The 17,592-nt window shown below is 57.3% G+C and carries 20 protein-coding genes; 6 read left to right on the top strand and 14 right to left on the bottom strand.

What is annotated here, in order from left to right; genetic code table 11:
• Positions 1 to 7 precede the first annotated feature (7 nt).
• The 7 genes from VEI50_06280 to ffh form a co-directional block, all read right to left on the bottom strand.
• Positions 8 to 394, bottom strand: a complete 387-nt coding sequence (locus VEI50_06280) for a YraN family protein (GenBank protein ID HXX74716.1) — start codon at positions 392 to 394, stop codon at positions 8 to 10.
• A 51-nt stretch (positions 395 to 445) separates the two neighbouring features.
• A complete protein-coding gene (locus VEI50_06275) occupies positions 446 to 1,087 on the bottom strand; it encodes a ribonuclease HII (GenBank protein HXX74715.1) in 642 nt (213 codons plus the stop codon).
• A gap of 53 nt (positions 1,088 to 1,140) precedes the next feature.
• On the bottom strand, positions 1,141 to 1,572 hold the full coding sequence (gene rplS / locus VEI50_06270; protein HXX74714.1) for a 50S ribosomal protein L19: 432 nt from the start codon (positions 1,570 to 1,572) through the stop codon (positions 1,141 to 1,143).
• Entirely contained in the window at positions 1,559 to 2,359 is an 801-nt protein-coding gene (gene trmD, locus VEI50_06265; protein ID HXX74713.1) for a tRNA (guanosine(37)-N1)-methyltransferase TrmD, read from the bottom strand. Before trmD ends, rplS begins: the two co-directional genes overlap by 14 nt.
• Positions 2,349 to 2,876, bottom strand: a complete 528-nt coding sequence (gene rimM, locus VEI50_06260; GenBank protein ID HXX74712.1) for a ribosome maturation factor RimM — start codon at positions 2,874 to 2,876, stop codon at positions 2,349 to 2,351. Before rimM ends, trmD begins: the two co-directional genes overlap by 11 nt.
• Before the next feature lie 13 nt (positions 2,877 to 2,889).
• Positions 2,890 to 3,174 carry a 30S ribosomal protein S16 gene (gene rpsP / locus VEI50_06255; protein HXX74711.1) on the bottom strand — a complete coding sequence of 95 codons (285 nt, stop codon included), beginning with the start codon at positions 3,172 to 3,174 and terminating at the stop codon, positions 2,890 to 2,892.
• A gap of 116 nt (positions 3,175 to 3,290) precedes the next feature.
• Positions 3,291 to 4,637 carry a signal recognition particle protein gene (gene ffh / locus VEI50_06250; protein ID HXX74710.1) on the bottom strand — a complete coding sequence of 449 codons (1,347 nt, stop codon included), beginning with the start codon at positions 4,635 to 4,637 and terminating at the stop codon, positions 3,291 to 3,293.
• A gap of 224 nt (positions 4,638 to 4,861) precedes the next feature.
• Between ffh and VEI50_06245 the strand changes: the two genes are divergently transcribed.
• Entirely contained in the window at positions 4,862 to 5,122 is a 261-nt protein-coding gene (locus VEI50_06245) for a DUF4321 domain-containing protein (GenBank protein ID HXX74709.1), read from the top strand.
• Here VEI50_06245 and uvrB read toward each other — a convergent pair.
• From uvrB to VEI50_06220, 5 genes are all read right to left on the bottom strand, one after another.
• Positions 5,119 to 7,128, bottom strand: coding sequence for an excinuclease ABC subunit UvrB (gene uvrB, locus VEI50_06240; protein ID HXX74708.1), 2,010 nt, complete (start codon positions 7,126 to 7,128; stop codon positions 5,119 to 5,121). The two genes, VEI50_06245 and uvrB, sit on opposite strands and share 4 nt — an antisense overlap.
• A 24-nt stretch (positions 7,129 to 7,152) precedes the next feature.
• Positions 7,153 to 8,460 (bottom strand): DEAD/DEAH box helicase, encoded by a 1,308-nt coding sequence (locus tag VEI50_06235; protein ID HXX74707.1) that lies wholly within the window; start codon positions 8,458 to 8,460, stop codon positions 7,153 to 7,155.
• A 150-nt stretch (positions 8,461 to 8,610) separates the two neighbouring features.
• On the bottom strand, positions 8,611 to 8,910 hold the full coding sequence (locus tag VEI50_06230) for an RNA-binding protein (protein ID HXX74706.1): 300 nt from the start codon (positions 8,908 to 8,910) through the stop codon (positions 8,611 to 8,613).
• A 268-nt stretch (positions 8,911 to 9,178) separates the two neighbouring features.
• On the bottom strand, positions 9,179 to 9,997 hold the full coding sequence (locus VEI50_06225; GenBank protein HXX74705.1) for a hypothetical protein: 819 nt from the start codon (positions 9,995 to 9,997) through the stop codon (positions 9,179 to 9,181).
• A 1-nt stretch (position 9,998) separates the two neighbouring features.
• Positions 9,999 to 10,253, bottom strand: a complete 255-nt coding sequence (locus VEI50_06220; GenBank protein HXX74704.1) for a hypothetical protein — start codon at positions 10,251 to 10,253, stop codon at positions 9,999 to 10,001.
• 172 nt (positions 10,254 to 10,425) lie between these two features.
• Between VEI50_06220 and VEI50_06215 the strand changes: the two genes are divergently transcribed.
• Positions 10,426 to 11,982 carry a M28 family peptidase gene (locus VEI50_06215; protein ID HXX74703.1) on the top strand — a complete coding sequence of 519 codons (1,557 nt, stop codon included), beginning with the start codon at positions 10,426 to 10,428 and terminating at the stop codon, positions 11,980 to 11,982.
• 81 nt (positions 11,983 to 12,063) lie between these two features.
• On the opposite strand, the gene VEI50_06210 is transcribed toward VEI50_06215, so the two are convergent.
• Positions 12,064 to 12,474, bottom strand: a complete 411-nt coding sequence (locus VEI50_06210) for a hypothetical protein (protein HXX74702.1) — start codon at positions 12,472 to 12,474, stop codon at positions 12,064 to 12,066.
• An 88-nt stretch (positions 12,475 to 12,562) separates the two neighbouring features.
• Between VEI50_06210 and VEI50_06205 the strand changes: the two genes are divergently transcribed.
• From VEI50_06205 to VEI50_06190, 4 genes are all read left to right on the top strand, one after another.
• Positions 12,563 to 14,122, top strand: a complete 1,560-nt coding sequence (locus VEI50_06205) for a TolC family protein (GenBank protein ID HXX74701.1) — start codon at positions 12,563 to 12,565, stop codon at positions 14,120 to 14,122.
• 8 nt (positions 14,123 to 14,130) lie between these two features.
• Complete coding sequence (locus VEI50_06200; protein HXX74700.1) at positions 14,131 to 14,847, top strand: CPBP family glutamic-type intramembrane protease; 717 nt, start codon at positions 14,131 to 14,133, stop codon at positions 14,845 to 14,847.
• A 9-nt stretch (positions 14,848 to 14,856) separates the two neighbouring features.
• Complete coding sequence (locus VEI50_06195; protein ID HXX74699.1) at positions 14,857 to 15,876, top strand: hypothetical protein; 1,020 nt, start codon at positions 14,857 to 14,859, stop codon at positions 15,874 to 15,876.
• 374 nt (positions 15,877 to 16,250) lie between these two features.
• Entirely contained in the window at positions 16,251 to 16,775 is a 525-nt protein-coding gene (locus VEI50_06190; GenBank protein HXX74698.1) for a PilZ domain-containing protein, read from the top strand.
• Positions 16,776 to 16,864: 89 nt separating this feature from the next.
• On the opposite strand, the gene VEI50_06185 is transcribed toward VEI50_06190, so the two are convergent.
• Positions 16,865 to 17,443 carry a hypothetical protein gene (locus tag VEI50_06185; protein HXX74697.1) on the bottom strand — a complete coding sequence of 193 codons (579 nt, stop codon included), beginning with the start codon at positions 17,441 to 17,443 and terminating at the stop codon, positions 16,865 to 16,867.
• Positions 17,444 to 17,592 lie beyond the last annotated feature (149 nt).

The raw sequence follows: 17,592 nt of genomic DNA, 5'->3' as shown, positions 1-17,592 counted from the left end.
CTGGGTGTCACCACCGGAGATCGTCTCCCGACACTTCGAAGGCATTTTGAATATGGTGAATCTGAGCCTCGCTCGCTTCCGTCCCCTGCACCAATACGACATCGAACCGGCACAGCCGATTGGTGATGTGATGGCGGGCCAGATATTGGGCGGCCAATCGGATCAGTTTGTCCTGCTTGCGTTGATGCACAGCATGGACGGCGCCACCGTAGGCATCGCTGTGGCGCGATTTGACTTCGACAAACACCAGCACCGCGCCATCCTCCACGACCAAATCCAGTTCCCCCACCGAGGAACGTGCATTGCGTTCAAGGACCCGATAGCCTTTCCGACGCAAGTACCGTTCCGCTACTGATTCTCCTTCTTGCCCAAAGAGTCGCCGGGGGTCAAGCATTGCCGCTCAATCGTCCGTAGGAATGTAGGCTTCAGGCAGCGGAGGTCTGCCTCAGGAATCACGTCCTGTCAGCACAGCCGCAACCGGTGCGAACGTCCGCCGATGAAGCGAACAGGGGCCGTACTCGGCCAATCGTTGCAAATGTTCTTCCGTTCCGTATCCCTTATGGGAAAGAAAATTGTATTGGGGGTAGGTCCGATGATAGTCCGCCATCAATCGGTCCCTCGTCACTTTCGCCACGATCGACGCCGCGGCGATCGAGCGTGACAAGGCGTCGCCCTTGATGATGGCGCGCAGGGGAATGCCGAGGCCCGGGAGGTCCATGGCGTCGGTCAACAGACAATCCGGCGCCACGGCGAGCGCATCGATCGCCCGACGCATCGCCGTTCGTGTGGCCTCGAGAATGTTCAGGCTGTCGATTTCCCGCTCGGTGGCAATTCCGATTCCGACTCCGATCGCCCGTCGGACGATCACGTCGTAGAGCCCTTCCCGCTCGGACTCTGAGAGCTGTTTGGAATCGTTGATTCCCGTAAGACGGCAGCGTGCGGGGAGAATCACCGCGGCTGCCACGACAGGACCGGCGAGGGGACCTCGACCGGCTTCGTCAAGACCGGCGACACGCCGATAGCCGCATCTCCGAGCTTCTACTTCAAAATCGTCGGTGGGTTCCACGAGATCGCCCTGGGGTGTCATACTACCAGCGGGCACTCGCGATCAGGCTCGCGAACGATTCGGAGCGCCTGTGACTATGATTTTGCAGCGCCTGCAGGCTCAGCCGTTTCTTCGGAGACTCGCTCAGTCTGAGCGGCTCCGGGCTGGCGTTTCGACTCTCCCACGAACTCGCGATCTTCGACCTTGGCAAACTTGCCCTTCTTCCCGCGCAGGTAATACAACTTCGCGCGGCGGACTTTCCCTTGGCGTACGACCTCAATGCGCGTCACGATCGGTGAGTGCACGGGGAAAATCCGCTCGACTCCCACACCATAGGACACTTTGCGCACGGTGAACATCTCGGTGTTCAGCGTCCCTTTGCGGGCGATCACTACGCCCTCATACACCTGGATCCGCTCCTTTTCTCCCTCGATGACTTTCACGTGGACACGGACCGTGTCGCCAATCTCAAAACGAGGCAGCGATTTCTTCGTCAACGAGCGTTGGATTCGTTCAAGCCGATTCATGGTGTGATCCTCCCTCCCCACAACGAACAGGCGCAGATCCTACGCCCTCGCGAATAAGTTCATCCAGTAATCGTCGATCTTCTGCATTCAATACCCGATCCCTCAAGAGGTCCGGGCGCCTGCGGTACGTGTTCCGCAGGGCTTCTTTCCGCCGCCACAGTCGAATCGCCTCATGGTGGCCGGAGAGCAAAACTTCCGGGACGGTCATCCCCCGCACCTCCGCCGGTCTCGTATAGTGCGGGTACTCCAACGTCGAATCTGAAAACGATTCCTCGACGATGGACTCCGGATCGCCCAGTACACCGGGAACCAATCGAGCGGCCGCGTCGATGAGGATGAGTGCCGGCAATTCTCCGCCGGTCAGGACATAATCTCCTACCGACATCTCCTCCGGCTGGAGCGCAAGCCGCACCCGTTCATCGACCCCTTCATAATGTCCGCACAGGATGATGAGCCTCTGGCTCTCGGCGGCGAGTTCCTTCGCATAGTCCTGGGTAAAGGGCCGGCCTTGCGGAGACGGGAAGAGCAATCGTGTGTGCTCCCCGGCATGCTGGTACTCGGCCGTGATCGTCTCCACGGCACGCAGGATCGGCTCGGCCTTCATCACCATCCCGGCCCCTCCGCCGTAGGGCACATCGTCAGCAACTTTGTGGCGATCCAGCGTGTAGTCACGCAGATTCCTGATGCGCACCTCGAGGAGCCCCTTCTCTTGCGCGCGCTTGAGCATGCTCTGGTCGAGCACCGGGGCGATCATGTCCGGGAATAATGTGAGAACGTCACACCGCATCGTGATACTCGATTAATCCGTCGATGGCGCGGACCGTCATCCGGCGCCCTGCCACGTCAACCTTCGTGATCAGGTCTTTGGCGGCGGGAATCAACACTTCCTGCGACCCTTTTCGAACAACCAGTACATGATTCCCCGGCACGTCCCAGATCGCCTCGATCGTCCCGACTTCGTCTCCCATGTCACTCTCCACCGTCATCCCGATAAGATCGCATTCATAGCAGGTGTGTTCTGGCGACCCGGAATGTGTCATACGCGGCACCTGGATGAGCCCTCCGCGGAATGCCCCTGCTTCCTCAGGGGACGTAACGCCTTCGAGGCCCATGATGAAACCGGGACCAGCCGACCGCACGTGCGTGACCGTCGCCTCGATCGCTCTCCCGTCTGACACCACGACGCTGACCTTCTCCAGATGATCGAAACGGCCGGGGACGTCGCTCAACGAACGAACCTTGACCTCTCCCTTTACACCGAACGGTCGCTCGATCCTCCCGATCGTGACTCGGTCCGCCGACATCGCTTCCACGGTTTCACGCGCCCTTTTTCTTGGCCGCCTTCTCACCCTCAAACTGTTTCCACAGGCCGGACCGGCGCAGCAGCGTCCGCACCGTCACGGTCGGTTGTGCGCCCTGCCGCAACCAGGTGAGGACTCGATCCTGTTTGAGTTCCGGCACCGCCGGCTCCTTCAGCGGATCAAAGGTTCCCAGGATTTCAAGGAACCGCCCGTCCCGAGGCTTGCGCGAATCAGCCGCCACGACCCGATAGAGCGGCCGCTTGTGTCGTCCTGTTCTCGTGAGTCTCAGATGAACTGCCACTATCGTCCTCCTTGATTAATGAGCGTTCAGCCTTCAGCTGTCTGCTCCTTGACACGTCAAATTGGATTCTGCACGGGGCTGAAAGCTGATCGCTGGCAGCTGCATGCCATGATGATTCACATCGACCGCAGGAGTTGCGCGAGTTGCCTCCGGCTCCCAGCCCCTGTCATCGCCTTCGCCATCTTTCTCGCTCCGAGAAACTGCTTAATCAATCGATTGACTTCGGGCACGCTGGTGCCGCTTCCCCGAGCGATCCGTTTCTTTCTGCTGCCGTTGATGATGGTATGATCACGCCGTTCACGCGGGGTCATCGAATCGATCATCGCAGCCACCCGCTTCATTTCCCGTTCCGGCAGCTGCCCTTCCATCGCTCCCTTGAGCTTCTGGCCGCCCGGCAACATCCCCAGAATCTGGTCCAAGGAGCCGAGGCGATTGACTTGCCCCAACTGATCCCGGAAATCGGCCAGCGTAAAGGTATTACTGGTCAGCCGCTTCTGGGCTTCTTCGGCCTGTTCGCGGGTAAAGGTCTCTTGGGCCTTTTCGATCAGCGAAAGCACGTCGCCCATCCCGAGAATGCGCGAGGCCATCCGATCAGGATGAAACGGCTCGAGCGCGTCGAGCTTTTCACCGACTCCGATAAACTTGATCGGCTTGCCGGTCACCGCCCGGATGGACAGTACCGCACCGCCACGGGCATCGCCTTCAACCTTGGTCAGAACAATTCCGGTGAGTCCGACTCGTTGATCGAACTGGGTCGCCATGGTCACGGCATCCTGTCCCGTCATGGCGTCGGCTACGAGCAATACTTCGTGGGGGCGGACCGCGCTCTTGACCGCGACCAATTCGTTCATCAATTCGTCGTCGATGTGGAGTCGACCACCGGTATCCAACAGCACGAGGTCGTATCCTTGATCCCCTGCTCGCTCCACTCCAGCCTGGCAGATACGGACTACGTCCGCTTGAGATGCGTGGGCCTGCTCAGCCCGGTGGACATCAATCTGGAGATCGCGCCCGAGACTCGCCAACTGCTCACCGGCTGCCGGCCGCCGAGGGTCCGCTGCAACCATGAGCACGCGTCTCCCCTGTCCTTTGAACAACCTGGCGAGCTTCCCGCAGGTCGTCGTTTTGCCAGCCCCCTGGAGTCCCACCATCATCACGACGGTGGGCGGGTTGGAAACGAGCGCGAGGCCGGCCCGTTCCTGGCCCATCATCTCCCGCAGCTCGTCCCAGACTATCTTGACCACCTGGTGACCGGGAGTCAGACTCTGCAGGACCTCGTGACCAACTGCTTTGACACGAACTCGCTCGAGGAACTCCTTGACGATTTTGAAATTGACGTCAGCTTCCAGCAGAGCGAGGCGTACCTCTTTCAAAGCTTCCGCGATGTCCTGTGCCGTTAGCACCCCGGAACCGCGGAGCTTCTTCAGAATTTTCTCGAATTTCTCGCTTAAACTGTCCAGCATGGGTTCACAAAGAAAAAGGCCATCGAAGCCTTACGCCCAGATCTCCGATCGCCTCGAAAAATCTAGCAAAAGAGTATCGGTCAGTCTAATTGACGGATGGGGAGAAGTCAAGGGACGATCCGGCACAGAAAGACCGTGCAACTTGTTGACAGACTAGAGACCTTTCGCTATGGTCCTGATGAGTACCGCATCGAGACAATCATCGACTGCATGAGACCGGAACCGTGAGAAAATCCCCTCTTCTCCTTCTCATTTTTGTGCTGATCGGCGGCTTACTGGGTGGGATCTTGGGAGAAATCCTGCGGGTCATGGCGCCGCAAGGCACCATTCAAGCGATTTTTGCGACGAACTTTACGCCCGGCATCAGCCCACCGCTGACCATCGATCTCATCCTGGCCAAATTCACGATCGGCTTCAGCTTGAAGATCAATCTGCTCAGCCTGTTGGGCATGTTCCTGGGGATCTACCTGTACAAGAACGTCTAATCACTCACCTCCTCTTTCAACGTCAGTTCTCTGAGTCTGAGGTCTCGGATCCGATTGCGCAGCACTGCCGCTCGCTCAAACTCCAACTCTTTTGCCGCCGCTTTCATCTCCAACTCCAAGCGATGAATCGTCTCCTCGACTGCCTCATCCTTCTCATAGCCCGGTGATGATTCGGCTGCCAGATCCAGTTGGACGTAATCCAACTCCGCCGTGGCGTATTCGAGTGGCGGAATGTCCTTTCTGACACTTTCGGGCACGATCCCGTGGACCAGGTTGTACTCGGCTTGGATCCGGCGACGCCGCGCCGTCTCGTCAATGGCCAATTGCATCGAGTCGGTAATCACATCGCCGTAGAAGATGACGCGACCCCGCACATGTCTCGCCGCTCGACCGGAGGTCTGAATCAAGGAGCGATGCGAGCGAAGATAGCCTTCTTTGTCCGCATCGAGAATGGCAACAAGGCTCACCTCCGGCAGATCCAGCCCTTCCCGCAACAAATTGATGCCGACCAGGACGTCGAAGACCCCGCGGCGCAAGTCCCGCACAATCTCAGCCCGTTCCAATGTCTTAATGTCGGAATGGAGGTACCGCACCTTGACGCCAAGGTCATGATAATACTCGGTCAAGTCCTCGGCCATCCGCTTCGTGAGTGTGGTGACGAGCACCCGCCCTCCCACTGCGACCTCCGCTCGTACTTCACTGAGGAGGTGATCGACCTGCCCTTTTGCCGGCCGCACGTCGATCACGGGATCCATAAGCCCGGTCGGTCGAATGATTTGTTCGACCACATGCCCACGCGCATGCTCCAATTCGTAGGGACCCGGCGTCGCTGAGACATACACCACCTGATTCAGACAACGTTCAAACTCCGCAAACTTCAATGGCCGGTTATCCACCGCCGACGGGAGCCGGAATCCGTATTCCACGAGCGTCTTTTTCCGTGAATAGTCACCTTCGTACATGCCGCCCACTTGTGGAATTGTCGCGTGCGATTCATCAACAATCAACAGAAAGTCCTTGGGGAAATAATCGATCAGCGTAGGAGGCGGCTCGCCCGGTGCCCGCCCGCTGAGGTGGCGGGAATAGTTTTCGATGCCGTGGCAGTAGCCCATCGCGCGGATCATCTCCAAATCAAACTTCGTCCGCTGCGCAATACGCTGTGCTTCCACCAGTTGATTGTGTGTCTTGAAATAGGCGACCCGCTCGTCGAGCTCCTCTTCGATGCCCGTGATGGCCCGTTCATACCGATCGGGGGCGATGAGGTAGTGCGTGTTTGGATAGACCGTGACTTTGGGAAGTTTCTTCAGCGACTTTCCGGTCAGCGGATCGATTTCATGAATCGCATCGACGACATCCCCGAAGAGTTCGATCCGTACCGACACGGCTTCGTTCGAAGCCGGGAAAATCTCGATGACATCGCCGCGCGCACGAAAAGTTCCGCGATGGAAATCGATGTCGTTGCGCGCGTACTGGATCTCGACCAGCTTCGCCAGAATCTTTTCTCGTCTGATCTCCATTCCCTCTTCAAGGTAGACCACCATACCGTGATACACCTCGGGCGAGCCGAGCCCATAGATACAAGAGACCGATGAGACGATCACCACGTCGTTGCGCTGCAGGAGCGAGGTCGTCGCCGCATGGCGCATCTGATCAATCGCATCGTTAATCGACGCGTCTTTGGCGATGTACGTGTCCGATTGCGGAATGTAGGCTTCCGGTTGGTAGTAATCGTAATAGCTGATGAAGTATTCGACTGCGTTGTGGGGGAAGAACTGTTTGAATTCCTGGTACAGCTGCCCGGCGAGCGTCTTGTTATGCACCAGCACGAGCGTGGGCTTTTGCGCACGCTCGATCAGGTTGGCCATCGTGAAGGTTTTGCCGGAGCCTGTAACTCCCAAGAGCACTTGATGTTTCGTCCCCGCCCGAACCCCTGCAGCCAGCTGGTCAATTGCTGGCCCTTGGTCTCCACAAGGTGCAAACGGGGCTTCTAGGCGAAACGACGGCATGGCGGCGATATTCCCGCCGTCATCTTACCATCGGGACCTCGAGCTTGATAGCCGGCCGTTTTTCTCCTGAAATCCTCTCGGCCCGCGATCTGGTCTGTGCTGAGGCCGAGGGTGGCGTGCCAGCTTGTCTTCGTTCGTCGGCGCGGCAGCCGGTGGTAAGGTCGCGAGTGTGGGAAGAGGCAATTTCGTTGTCTTGATGCGCAACTGACGCACCATGTGCAAATACTCTCGCTCTTCCGCTTGAGACAGAATCAAAAAGGTCGATCCCTGCCGTTCCGCCCGTCCGGTCCGACCGCTGCGGTGTACATACGAATTCGGGTTGGCAGGCAATTCATAGTGAATGACCTGTGACACATCGGGTATGTCCAACCCCCTCGCTGCCACATCGGTGGCGACGAGTGAACGGAGCCGACCTGTTCGAAACGAACCGAGCGTACGTTCCCGTTGTGCCTGGCTATGATTGCCGGTCAACGAACCGACCGAGGCCGGTTCACCGCCCAGTCGCGCCGCCAAGCGGCGTACTTTGTACTTCTGGTCGCAAAACACCATCGATCGCTCTCCCGGCTTCACCGTCTGGAGCAATGTATGAACCAGTTGCATCCTTGACTGCTCGGCCGGCACGACATAGTAGGCATGCACGATCGACGTCGGGCTGTTCAGACCGGGGTCGACGGAGACGCGAACCGGATCGCGCTGCATGCTCTGCGCGAGGGTCTGGATTTCTGACGCGAACGTCGCCGAAAACAGCAACGTCTGGCGCTCCCGTGGGAGCAGATTCAGGATTCGCTTGATGTCCGGCAAGAACCCGCGATCCAACATTTGATCCGCCTCGTCCATCACCAGAAACGTGACGGCGCCAAGACGCAGGTGGCCGGATCCGACCAGATCCAATAAACGGCCGGGAGTACCCACGACGACCATCGGCGGGCGTTTCAGCGCACGGTAATGGCGCTCGATCGGTGTGCCCCCATAAACGGCGAGGGACGTGAGGGCGGCTGGCGCATACTTGCGCAACTCGGTTTCAATCTGCAGCGCGAGCTCCCTGGTTGGAGCTAAAACCAAAAACTTTGGTCCACCGGCGGGACTGCTTCCCGTGTTCGGAAACTGCCCGGACCCGAACGACAGTAACTCGCAGCGCAGCGCCCGCTCGATCAGCGGCAGTAAGAAGGCTAACGTTTTCCCGCTCCCCGTTTTGGCCTGGGCGAGAACATCGCGGCCTTCAAGCCCCAGCGGAATCGCAGCCTTTTGGACAGGCGTGGGATTGATCATCCCAGCATGCTGCAGACGCTGGGCGAGGAACAGGGGTAGACTCATTTTAGCAAATGTCGACATAACACTCCTTGTGTTGTGAACTTCCTCGGACTGCACGGTTCGGCCGCGAATCAGACAGCCGAGTGAGGCATCGAAACGATGGGCAATTCTAGGAAGGAAATAGCGGGGCCACCATGACGGTGGCCCCAATGGTTTTCTTCTTGTTGCGGTTTATCGCCGCCCGCCGCCGAATCCGCCGCGGCCTCCGCCGCCGGAACGTGGCTCCTGGGGACGTGCTTCGTTGACCGTCAACGTGCGGCCACCCAACTGGGTGCCGTTCAGCGCCGTGATTGCCGCCTGCGCTTCGTTATCCGCGGACATCTCCACGAATCCAAAGCCACGGGACTGGCCGGTAAACTTGTCAGTGATGATCCGGGCTGACGCCACTGTCCCGTGTGCAGCAAACAGATCGCTCAGTTGCTGCTCGGTTGTGGAATACGGCAAACCCCCAACATAAATCTTCGAACCCATTGGGTTCCTCCTTTGAGATATTGGTGTTGTCTTGGACTCGAGAACGAAGTGAGGAAGGAATGGGCCGAAGACGCAAACACGGTGGCGGCTTAGCTCTGGCTTCCGATCAGATTCCCGGGCACGACCAAAACAACATCAGTTCAGGCCTTGTCACTATTTCTATTGCACCACTACCAGGCCTTTCGCAGTGATACACAACTCCACTCTACCTTACAACTAGTCCAAAAGCAAGCACGATCACACAGTTCCCACCGAGCATATGAGAGCTCTAGTATGCAGCAGGAGGAGACAAGGGGCGGTGAGAATAGAGCGGGACTGCGTGCAAGCTGTCGAAAGATAACGTTGTCTTCCCTTGAATGAGCAGTCCGATTCGACCAAGGCCAAGGGCCTGGTCTTCCACCGAGGCTACTAACTGCCCGTCAAAAAACGTCTCCATAAAGTCTTTGCTGATGATCGTATTACGCTGGACCCGAATGGTATGCCACGCCACCGCCTTCGGTTTAATCGGAGCCCGGCCTAAGACCGATTCCTTCCCATCGATCACACGAAAGATTTCGAGCGTTTGTCCGACCAGATCGACCGACACGGCGTAAAAGTTCTTCGCATCTTTGACACCAAGAACAACTCCTCCTATCCCGACAGCCCCCTGACCAGGGAGTTGAAGCCTGACGGTAATGTCGGGATACTCATATTCGAACTTATCCGCCACCAGCAGTCGATAGCACGTACTCTCCTGGCAAGAGGAGGATCCCCTGACCACGTTGGGTTTGGTCGGAGCTTCGGCATCAGCGGCAACGTGCCATATCGCAGCCGGTCCTTCTCCGAAATCCACGGGCGAAAAACCGCTCGGAGGTTCATCCGGCTTCTGCGTATCGAACGCCCATTGGTTAAACAACCCTCCTAACGCCTGTCGCTTGAAGTTGGCCTCTTTGTCGGTTTGGCTCTCGGCCTGCAATGCCTGAACGGTAGAGTGGAGCGCCGCCCATTCACCGACCATGACAGCCAGAACAAAAGCCACCCCTGCAACGGAGAACCCTGTCTTCCTCTTGCACCAGGAGGCTTTTTTTACCGAGAACGTGCGCAACATGTTAGGAAGATGAAGAGCGTTTCTTGATCTCAAGAATTTCCCGCTGAAGGCGATCTCGTTCCGCCAGAATTTTCTTCCGGCGTTGCCATCGATCCCACGTCCACCACCGGAGTTTTCGACCGAACGACAGAACCGGCGTTGGTGCGCTCCCGCTCGGCGCATGCTGGAATTCATATCCCTGATGGCTATCACGATTTTCGAAGAACCGCCGATACAGATGATCGTATAGGCCCTTGCTCTGATCGCTGGCACCCACGATTCTCTCCCCTCCCTAGGTCGGCGGTGGGACGGCTGAGACCGGCCGTCTTGCATTCATGAGGCAGGATACTACCCTGGCCGGAAGCGGCTCTGCAACCGGTCTCCATCACCGTTCAATCTATGCTATATAGGCTCCTATGTACACCCGGCGACGACATGGATTGAGCAAAATGCTTGTCAGAGCAGGATTCCTCGTACTGCACTTGGCCTTCGTTCTGATCATCACTATCGCGTTCGTCGTCTTCCCTTTCTCTGTCCACCCACTCGACGAACGTGGCGCGCTGAGTTCAACGATTGATCAGGTATCAGGCGAACGCATGATGGCCGATGTGGCGACCCTAAGTGGGATAGCGTTCAACGGCCGGCAAACCGGAACCGACGATGATCTGCGATCGGCACAATGGGTCGCAGATCGACTCCGAGCATCTCAGCTGAACCTTGTTGCTGTTCCATCGGATCGATTCAATACTTTAGGTGGTTCTGGAGAAGGCCTTGGGTCACTGGCGACCGGCTTCATGTCGGCTCCCCACAAGGCCGTCATCATTGCCCCCGCGCCGGTTCTGCAAATCTCGACGGCACGGGTACCGCTGAGCCAGGAACTCGGAACGGACTTTCTGCCGGTGCTCGATTCTCCGTCCTCTCACGTTCGTGCACCGATCGTCTTCGTCGGGTACGGCATTGTCGATTCAGCCGCCGGCATGAATGAGTACGACGGAGTCGAGGTAAACAATTGCATCGTCCTGTTTCTAAGGGGCAAGCCTGATCATTACAAGGGAACGATTACCCATGCAGACAAGATTCGGATCGCCCGCCAGAAAGGTGCCATTGCATACCTGACCGCGACAGGACCGGTCCTGAGTGCCTATGAGATGCGTCGCGGCGTGACAGGACGGCCGACCGCCTTCTACAGTCTCTCTGCAGAAGGTGACAGGCTGCCCGGCGCCTGGATCAGCACCTCGCAAGCGGAATACATCCTCACGGGAACCGATCCTTCCAAATCGAGACAACTGCGCACAATCCAGGAGCAGCTGAATGGTTCCCCCACACCTCGGTCTTTTCGCACGGACTACTTCGGGGTGCTTGATTGGGAAGTACGTCAGGAGCAGGGATTCTTGATCAACGTGGTGGCGATGCTGCCCGGAACCGATCCGAAATTGGCGGATGAGGCTATTGTGATCGGGGCGCATCGAGATCATTTCGGGAAACAAGCCGGTTTACTTTTCTCCGGCGCTGATGACAACGCCTCGGGAACCGCCGTCATATTGGAGGTCGCCCGGACTCTTGCCAGGCTACCAATCAAACCCAAACGCACGCTGCTCTTTCTGTCATTTAGCGGCGAGGAGCAAGGCCTGCTTGGATCACGGCTCTACGTTTCGAAACCGGTGATTCCACTCGGCCAGACCAAAGGGATGATCAACATCGATCATGCGGGAATCGGAAACGGACGATTGACTCTTGGCGTAACCGGGTTAGACAAGCACGTCGTCCAGGAGGCAGGACAGTCCGCCGGTCTCGCCGATAACGTGGATGTGTTCGGGTTTTTCCCTGGTGGTGACCATGTGCCGTTTAAAGAAGCAGGGGTTCCCACGGTCACCGTCGTGAGCGGGGGAGTACACCCCCATTTTCATCAACCGACGGACACGGTCGAGACACTCAATCAAGAGATTCTTGTTTCTGCGGCCCGTTACGTTCTCGCACTCACCTGGCAACTCGCGAATGCACCATGACTGAGGCATGGGACAAGAGGCGCAAGGCAAAGGGAAACTCTTCCTTGCCCCCTAGCCTCTAGCCCCTCGCCTTCGTGCTTATTATGGAATGTCTTCGAGAATGGTCGATTGGATCGGAAGGAGTGGTGGAGTTTGAAGTGGCGGCCGCGGCAACACAATACCTGTGCCTGATTGATTCGCCCCTTGGATCAGTCCGACCGACAGTTGCGGCCCAAGAGTCATCAAGGCCCCAGACCAGGCCTGGCCGCTTGTTGGGTTGCGAAAATTATAGGATTCGAAATTAACTCCTGGCGTGTAGAGATACCCCTGTGTGCCCTGATTGTCCAAGTAGAGATTTCCGGGCCCCACTAGATTGAACAGTGGTCCAACTCCGCCGTCGAACGAGCGGACTCCCGATACCGTTTGTCCCCACGCGTGATCCAATGGGAGCATCGCCCCAACAACGAACAGCGCTACCCCACTCAGCAATGGAAAAAGGTGTTTCACACGCATACCGGCAGCTTCACACTATGTTCATGACAGCCTAACCAAATATCATTATAGTATGTTCCCAGGCATGTTGTCGACCAAAGGGGGCTTTATGAATCGATGGAACACAACAAGACCATGGTGGTTGGGCTTTCTCCTCAGTCTTGTCCTCACTGCATTTTCCGGCCTGAGCCAGGCTGCGGAGGACACAAAGCCGGCTGCTCCGGAACGTCGCGAAGCCATGTCGCTTGCCGATGCGGCCCTGCGAGCCCTTCGAAATAACCTTGATATCAGCATTAGCCGGCAGACGAAGGAAAGCCGCTTATTTGATATCACGGTCGAGCAGGCCAAGTTCGATCCGACGCTCAGTGTCAACGGCCAATATACGAGAACCGTGAGTCCGCTGAACCGACCGGTCTTCGGAGGAACGACGGGTAATCTCACAGAGATCCAAACATTTGATCAGCGAGTCGATTCCGTCACGGTCGATGCGACGACGAATCTGCTCACGGGCGGCAATATTGACCTGAATTACAGTCCAGCTCGAACCAATGTCAATCAGAGTGTGGCGACCGGGTTCTTATTCAACCCAGCCTATACCGGAGGACTGGTCCTGACACTGACACAACCGTTACTGCGAAACGCTGGCATCGAGCTCACCAAAACTTTCATCAACATTGCCCAGAACAACGCAACGGTGGAAGAGCACGTGTTTCGCGACCGTGTGCTCACCGTCGTGGCGACGGTCGAGCAAACGTATTGGGAAGTCGTCTTCGCCAATGAAAACCTCAAGGTTGCCGAAGCCGCCTTGAAAGCCGCGCAAGAACTGCTGGCGAGTAACCGTGCAAAAGCCAAAGCCGGAGTCATGTCGATCGTCGACGTCCTGCAAGCAGAGGCTGCCGTGGCGTCTCGTGTGGAACAGGTCATCGTGGCGGAAAAAGCGATTCGCGACCAGGAAGATCAGTTGCGCCGGTTACTCAACCCGGCTGAAGAAGAACTCCGTGAGGATCTACGACTAACTCTGCTCGACCCACCGGTCGTCACGTTGGAACCCATCAGCCTTCCAGAAGCCATCGACATCGCCATCGAACGACGCCCGGAAATCGTTCAGGCCAAGAAAAACATGGAGACAAGCAATCTTAACGCCAAATTCGCCAAAAACCAGTTGCTGCCGACGTTGTCGTTCCAAGGGACGGTGGGCATGGCTGGACTGGGGAGCAATTACCCCAATTCCGTGAACAATAACTTCAGCGGCGACTTCTACAACTACGGCGCCGGGCTCGTCCTCAGTTATCCGTTGGGAAATCGCTCGGCTTGGAGTACATTCAACAAACGGCAGATCGAGATGAAGAACGCGGAAGCGACGGTCGTCAGTGTTCGGCAGCAGATCATCATCGGCGTGCGCGAGGCCGTACGACGGGTTCAAACCGATTTCAAACGGATCGAAACGACCAGGTCGGCGCGGATCATGGCGGAAAAGCAATTGCAGGCTGAGCAAGAGCGCCTGAAGGTCGGACTCAGCACGACACGCTTCGTCCTGGATTTTCAGCGCGATCTGGCCACGGCCCAAGGGAATGAATTGCGCGCTACCGTGGATTACAACAAGTCGCTCTCGAATCTCGCGCGACACAAGGCCAGCACGCTCGATCGCTATAACCTTCAGATCCAGTAACTACCGCAATGGCGGAACCTGAGCCGAACGCCTCGCAGAGGCCGACTCAGACTGAAGAACGGGGGGCAGGCCTGGCCCTGCTCCCCATCGCGGCTACGCTCAACTTCTACATCCTGCCTGAATCCCTACAGGCACAGACCCTCATCCAGTTTATTCCTCAGATTCTGAGCTATCTCGCGCTGGCTCTGTGGGCACAGCACAATACGACACTCATACCTCGATTAGGCCTACAGCCAGACGGGCTGGGCGCAGGCCTGCGCGTTGGTCTGATCACCGGACTCCTGTTGGGGGGCTTCAATACGTTCATCATCTTGGAGACCGTGCCGCGACTCGGCGAGGACATTACGTTCCTGAAAGACACGCCACACGCTCAGATTCCATTACTTATCATGATCCCGTGGTTTATTTCTGCGATTGCCGTATGTGTTGAGTTGAATTTCCGCGGCTTTCTGCTAGGACGTCTACTCGCCCTGGGTCGTACCATATTCGGAACCCGCGCGAGGTCGTGGCTATCCGGTGGAGCGATCGGAGTCAGCGCCTTCGTGTTTGCCTTCGATCCCTTTATGGTACACACATTCCGTCACCTCCATTGGATCGCACTATGGGACGGTGTGATCTGGGGTCTCCTGTGGGTGAGAACACGCAATCTCTACCTCACTATCATCGCCCATGCGGTTGAAGTCATCATCATGTATAGTGTCATACGAACTGTCTTGTTCGGTTGACGGGCGTCGATGAATCCATCCTTCTCAAGTTACCTTGTGAATGACGTCTTCGGGGATCCCGGAGTCTACATCGAAGTCCGATGGTCGAAACGCGCCCTGCTCTTCGATCTCGGTGAGAACAGCGCACTGGGACCGACACGGTTGCTTCGCGCCAACGATATCTTCATCTCCCATACCCATATGGACCATTTCATCGGGTTCGACGCCGTCCTCCGAGTTGCTCTCGGCAGAGGGAAGACTGTCCGCTTGTACGGACCTCCGAGCCTGATTGCCAACGTCAAGGGAAAACTCAACGGCTATACCTGGAATCTCGTGGACGGCTATCCACTGACGATCGAGGTCAAGGAGTTTCATCCGGGTGACATTCACCGCGCAACGTTTCGGGCAACGGATGGATTCATGTTGCACGAAATCGAACGCGAACCCTTCCCCGCACAACAAGGCAACAATCCCTTCACCATTCTGGAGGAACCCCGACTCACCGTGAAAGCGGTGGCGTTGAACCACCGTATTCCGTCGTTCGCCTATTCGCTGGAGGAGCCCTTCCATATCAACGTGAACAAGCAGAAACTGCATGAGGCGGGTTTACCGGTCGGATCGTGGCTCAAGGATGTGAAACAGTATCTTTGGCAAGGCCAGCCGGACACGTTTCGGTTTCCCGTCATCCTCTACTTTGAACATCGCCCGGAGGAGCGCGAGTTTGTCCTCGGTGAGATCAAGGAAAGGTTCCTCACAATCTCGCGAGGCCAAAAGGTCGCCTACGTCGTCGACGCTCGATTTGATGAAGAAAATGAAGCGAAGATCGCCGACCTCGCGCACGGAGCCGATATGTTCTACTGCGAATCACCCTACTTGGACGCAGACCGTGAGAAGGCGTTCGACCGGTATCACCTGACGGCCAGACAGGCCGGATGGCTGGCACGGAAGGCCGCTGTGCGCGACCTCATCGTGTTCCACTTCTCGTCACGGTATACGGGACAGGGTGACGCGATCGAACGGGAGGCCATGGAGGCTTTCCGAGAAGAGTGAAGGGAGCCCGGCGGCTCCGATCATCTCCTGAGCTATGCGAAAAACCTTCTCTGGTTCGCCCGACCCTGGCTCGTCAATGTCACCGCCATGATCCTTGGAGTGCCGCGCATCGGACTTTGGCCGACGATGGGTCTGTCCTTGGCACTCTATATCGGACGTGTGGGAGTCCTGAAAGTCGCACTCCGCTGAAGTCCCCTACCACAGCAGGGTAATCCCCTCAACCCTCCGACACGTGCAGACCACTCTGCTGGAGCGACGATTCGCACTTTCCCCTACCTTGGATGTACCCAATTTGGGGACTGACCAACAATCTGGCCCCTGGTTATGGTTACTCCGTGAGCAGGCGAGAAGGCCGTTAGACGAGGAGGTCGTGCATGCTAAGCCTTGTCGAATTTGTGCTGATCATCGGACTGGCGATCAGCACGGCCGCCTGGATTTCCTCTGAGTTCTGGCGTGTTCGGATCCCTCGGCCCACTCGATCACAACCCTCAGCACCATCGAATCAAGAGGAGACAGCCGGCAAACCTTCCCCAGGATCGTGGCATTCGCCACGCCGCGCCCCTCGACACTACCTCCATTGCGAGCTGGAATATTTGACCCCTCAGGGGGCAGGGAAAGGTGCCCTTATCAACCTCTCGCGAGAGGGGTGGCGGATCAAGAGTGAACAGCCGCTCCCACGAGGAACCGTGCTTTCGCTGAGACTCTATTTGCAAGATCAACCGGCTCCCTTGGACATTCATCAAGCCATTGTTCGATGGACAGACAGCACCGAGTTCGGTGTGGAATTGCTCAGCCTCCGCCCAGACGCCGCAACGAGGCTCAGAGACTATCTGTCCGTTCATTTCCCTCAGCCTGACGGAAAGCCTCTCCCTCCCCTCTCTCCCTTCGCCTATAACTAACCGCGCGATGTCCCGTCTCAACGACTTTCGTGTGCGTCGTCGCGGAGTAGCTTGTCAGCGGAGTAATGGTAGAGCCGGAGGTGGGGGCCTTAGCTTTCGTCGCCGAAGTGCACGCGCTTCATTTGCGTCATCGCCGTCACGAGCGTATCAACGGTGTGCATGACGCACCGGCTGGCATGGTGAGAAGGTCCTTCGCCGCCGGCCCAGATATCGGGAGGATTGTCGGTTGCACGAACATTCTGGCAGAACTGCATAATGCTCTGTTTCCAGTAAGTCGGGTCGCTCCCTTCATCCAGAAAGTGCTCCCGATCTCGCGCAAAGGGCTCATCGAATTGCTTGGCGCGCATTCGCCACATCTGCTCCATCGCATCCTGCCGGTCCTGGTTGAGATCGAGTCCCAGAGCCTTCTCATTGAGTGCCGCAAAGAGTCCGCCGATCACATGTCCGACGTATGCCTCAGGAAAAACCCCCACACAGGTTTGTACGACGAGATACTTGTGAAACAGGAACACCTCCGCGCTGATCCGTGACTCGTTCGCCGAAGGGTCAAAGGCGCGAGCTAATTCTTTCAACGCCTCGCCGGAGTCGCCTTGGAGACTCGACCCGAGCAACTGCGCGAGTTGACGTCCAAGCTCAAGGTAATCGGTTGGCACAGAGGACTGTGTCATGGAGCGGGTGATCCCCTTCCGCGCAAATCAGGTTACGTGATTGACCCATGGAATGGAAGACGGTTCTTTCGGCATCGGCAAAACTCAGATCGTCTCATCGTCTCATTCCCGACAAGAATTCCCAAGCGAATCTACAAATCCGGCCCCCG

It is taken from the genome of Nitrospiraceae bacterium, assembly GCA_035623075.1.
Lineage (GTDB): Bacteria > Nitrospirota > Nitrospiria > Nitrospirales > Nitrospiraceae > DASPUC01.
The sequence above is the reverse complement of the archived record's forward strand: the minus strand, read 5'-3'. Positions and strand labels throughout refer to the sequence as shown.

Coding starts and splice junctions, on each gene's coding strand:
- VEI50_06195 (HXX74699.1), top strand. CDS start 14,857: ATGAATCCATCCTTCTCAAGTTACCTTGTGAATGACGTCTTCGGGGAT.
- VEI50_06205 (HXX74701.1), top strand. CDS start 12,563: ATGAATCGATGGAACACAACAAGACCATGGTGGTTGGGCTTTCTCCTC.
- VEI50_06235 (HXX74707.1), bottom strand. CDS start 8,460: ATGTCGACATTTGCTAAAATGAGTCTACCCCTGTTCCTCGCCCAGCGT.
- VEI50_06190 (HXX74698.1), top strand. CDS start 16,251: ATGCTAAGCCTTGTCGAATTTGTGCTGATCATCGGACTGGCGATCAGC.
- ffh (HXX74710.1), bottom strand. CDS start 4,637: ATGCTGGACAGTTTAAGCGAGAAATTCGAGAAAATTCTGAAGAAGCTC.
- uvrB (HXX74708.1), bottom strand. CDS start 7,128: ATGCCGTCGTTTCGCCTAGAAGCCCCGTTTGCACCTTGTGGAGACCAA.
- VEI50_06230 (HXX74706.1), bottom strand. CDS start 8,910: ATGGGTTCGAAGATTTATGTTGGGGGTTTGCCGTATTCCACAACCGAG.
- VEI50_06185 (HXX74697.1), bottom strand. CDS start 17,443: ATGACACAGTCCTCTGTGCCAACCGATTACCTTGAGCTTGGACGTCAA.
- VEI50_06210 (HXX74702.1), bottom strand. CDS start 12,474: ATGCGTGTGAAACACCTTTTTCCATTGCTGAGTGGGGTAGCGCTGTTC.
- VEI50_06275 (HXX74715.1), bottom strand. CDS start 1,087: ATGACACCCCAGGGCGATCTCGTGGAACCCACCGACGATTTTGAAGTA.
- trmD (HXX74713.1), bottom strand. CDS start 2,359: ATGCGGTGTGACGTTCTCACATTATTCCCGGACATGATCGCCCCGGTG.
- VEI50_06215 (HXX74703.1), top strand. CDS start 10,426: ATGCTTGTCAGAGCAGGATTCCTCGTACTGCACTTGGCCTTCGTTCTG.
- VEI50_06200 (HXX74700.1), top strand. CDS start 14,131: ATGGCGGAACCTGAGCCGAACGCCTCGCAGAGGCCGACTCAGACTGAA.
- VEI50_06280 (HXX74716.1), bottom strand. CDS start 394: ATGCTTGACCCCCGGCGACTCTTTGGGCAAGAAGGAGAATCAGTAGCG.
- VEI50_06225 (HXX74705.1), bottom strand. CDS start 9,997: ATGTTGCGCACGTTCTCGGTAAAAAAAGCCTCCTGGTGCAAGAGGAAG.
- rplS (HXX74714.1), bottom strand. CDS start 1,572: ATGAATCGGCTTGAACGAATCCAACGCTCGTTGACGAAGAAATCGCTG.
- rimM (HXX74712.1), bottom strand. CDS start 2,876: ATGTCGGCGGACCGAGTCACGATCGGGAGGATCGAGCGACCGTTCGGT.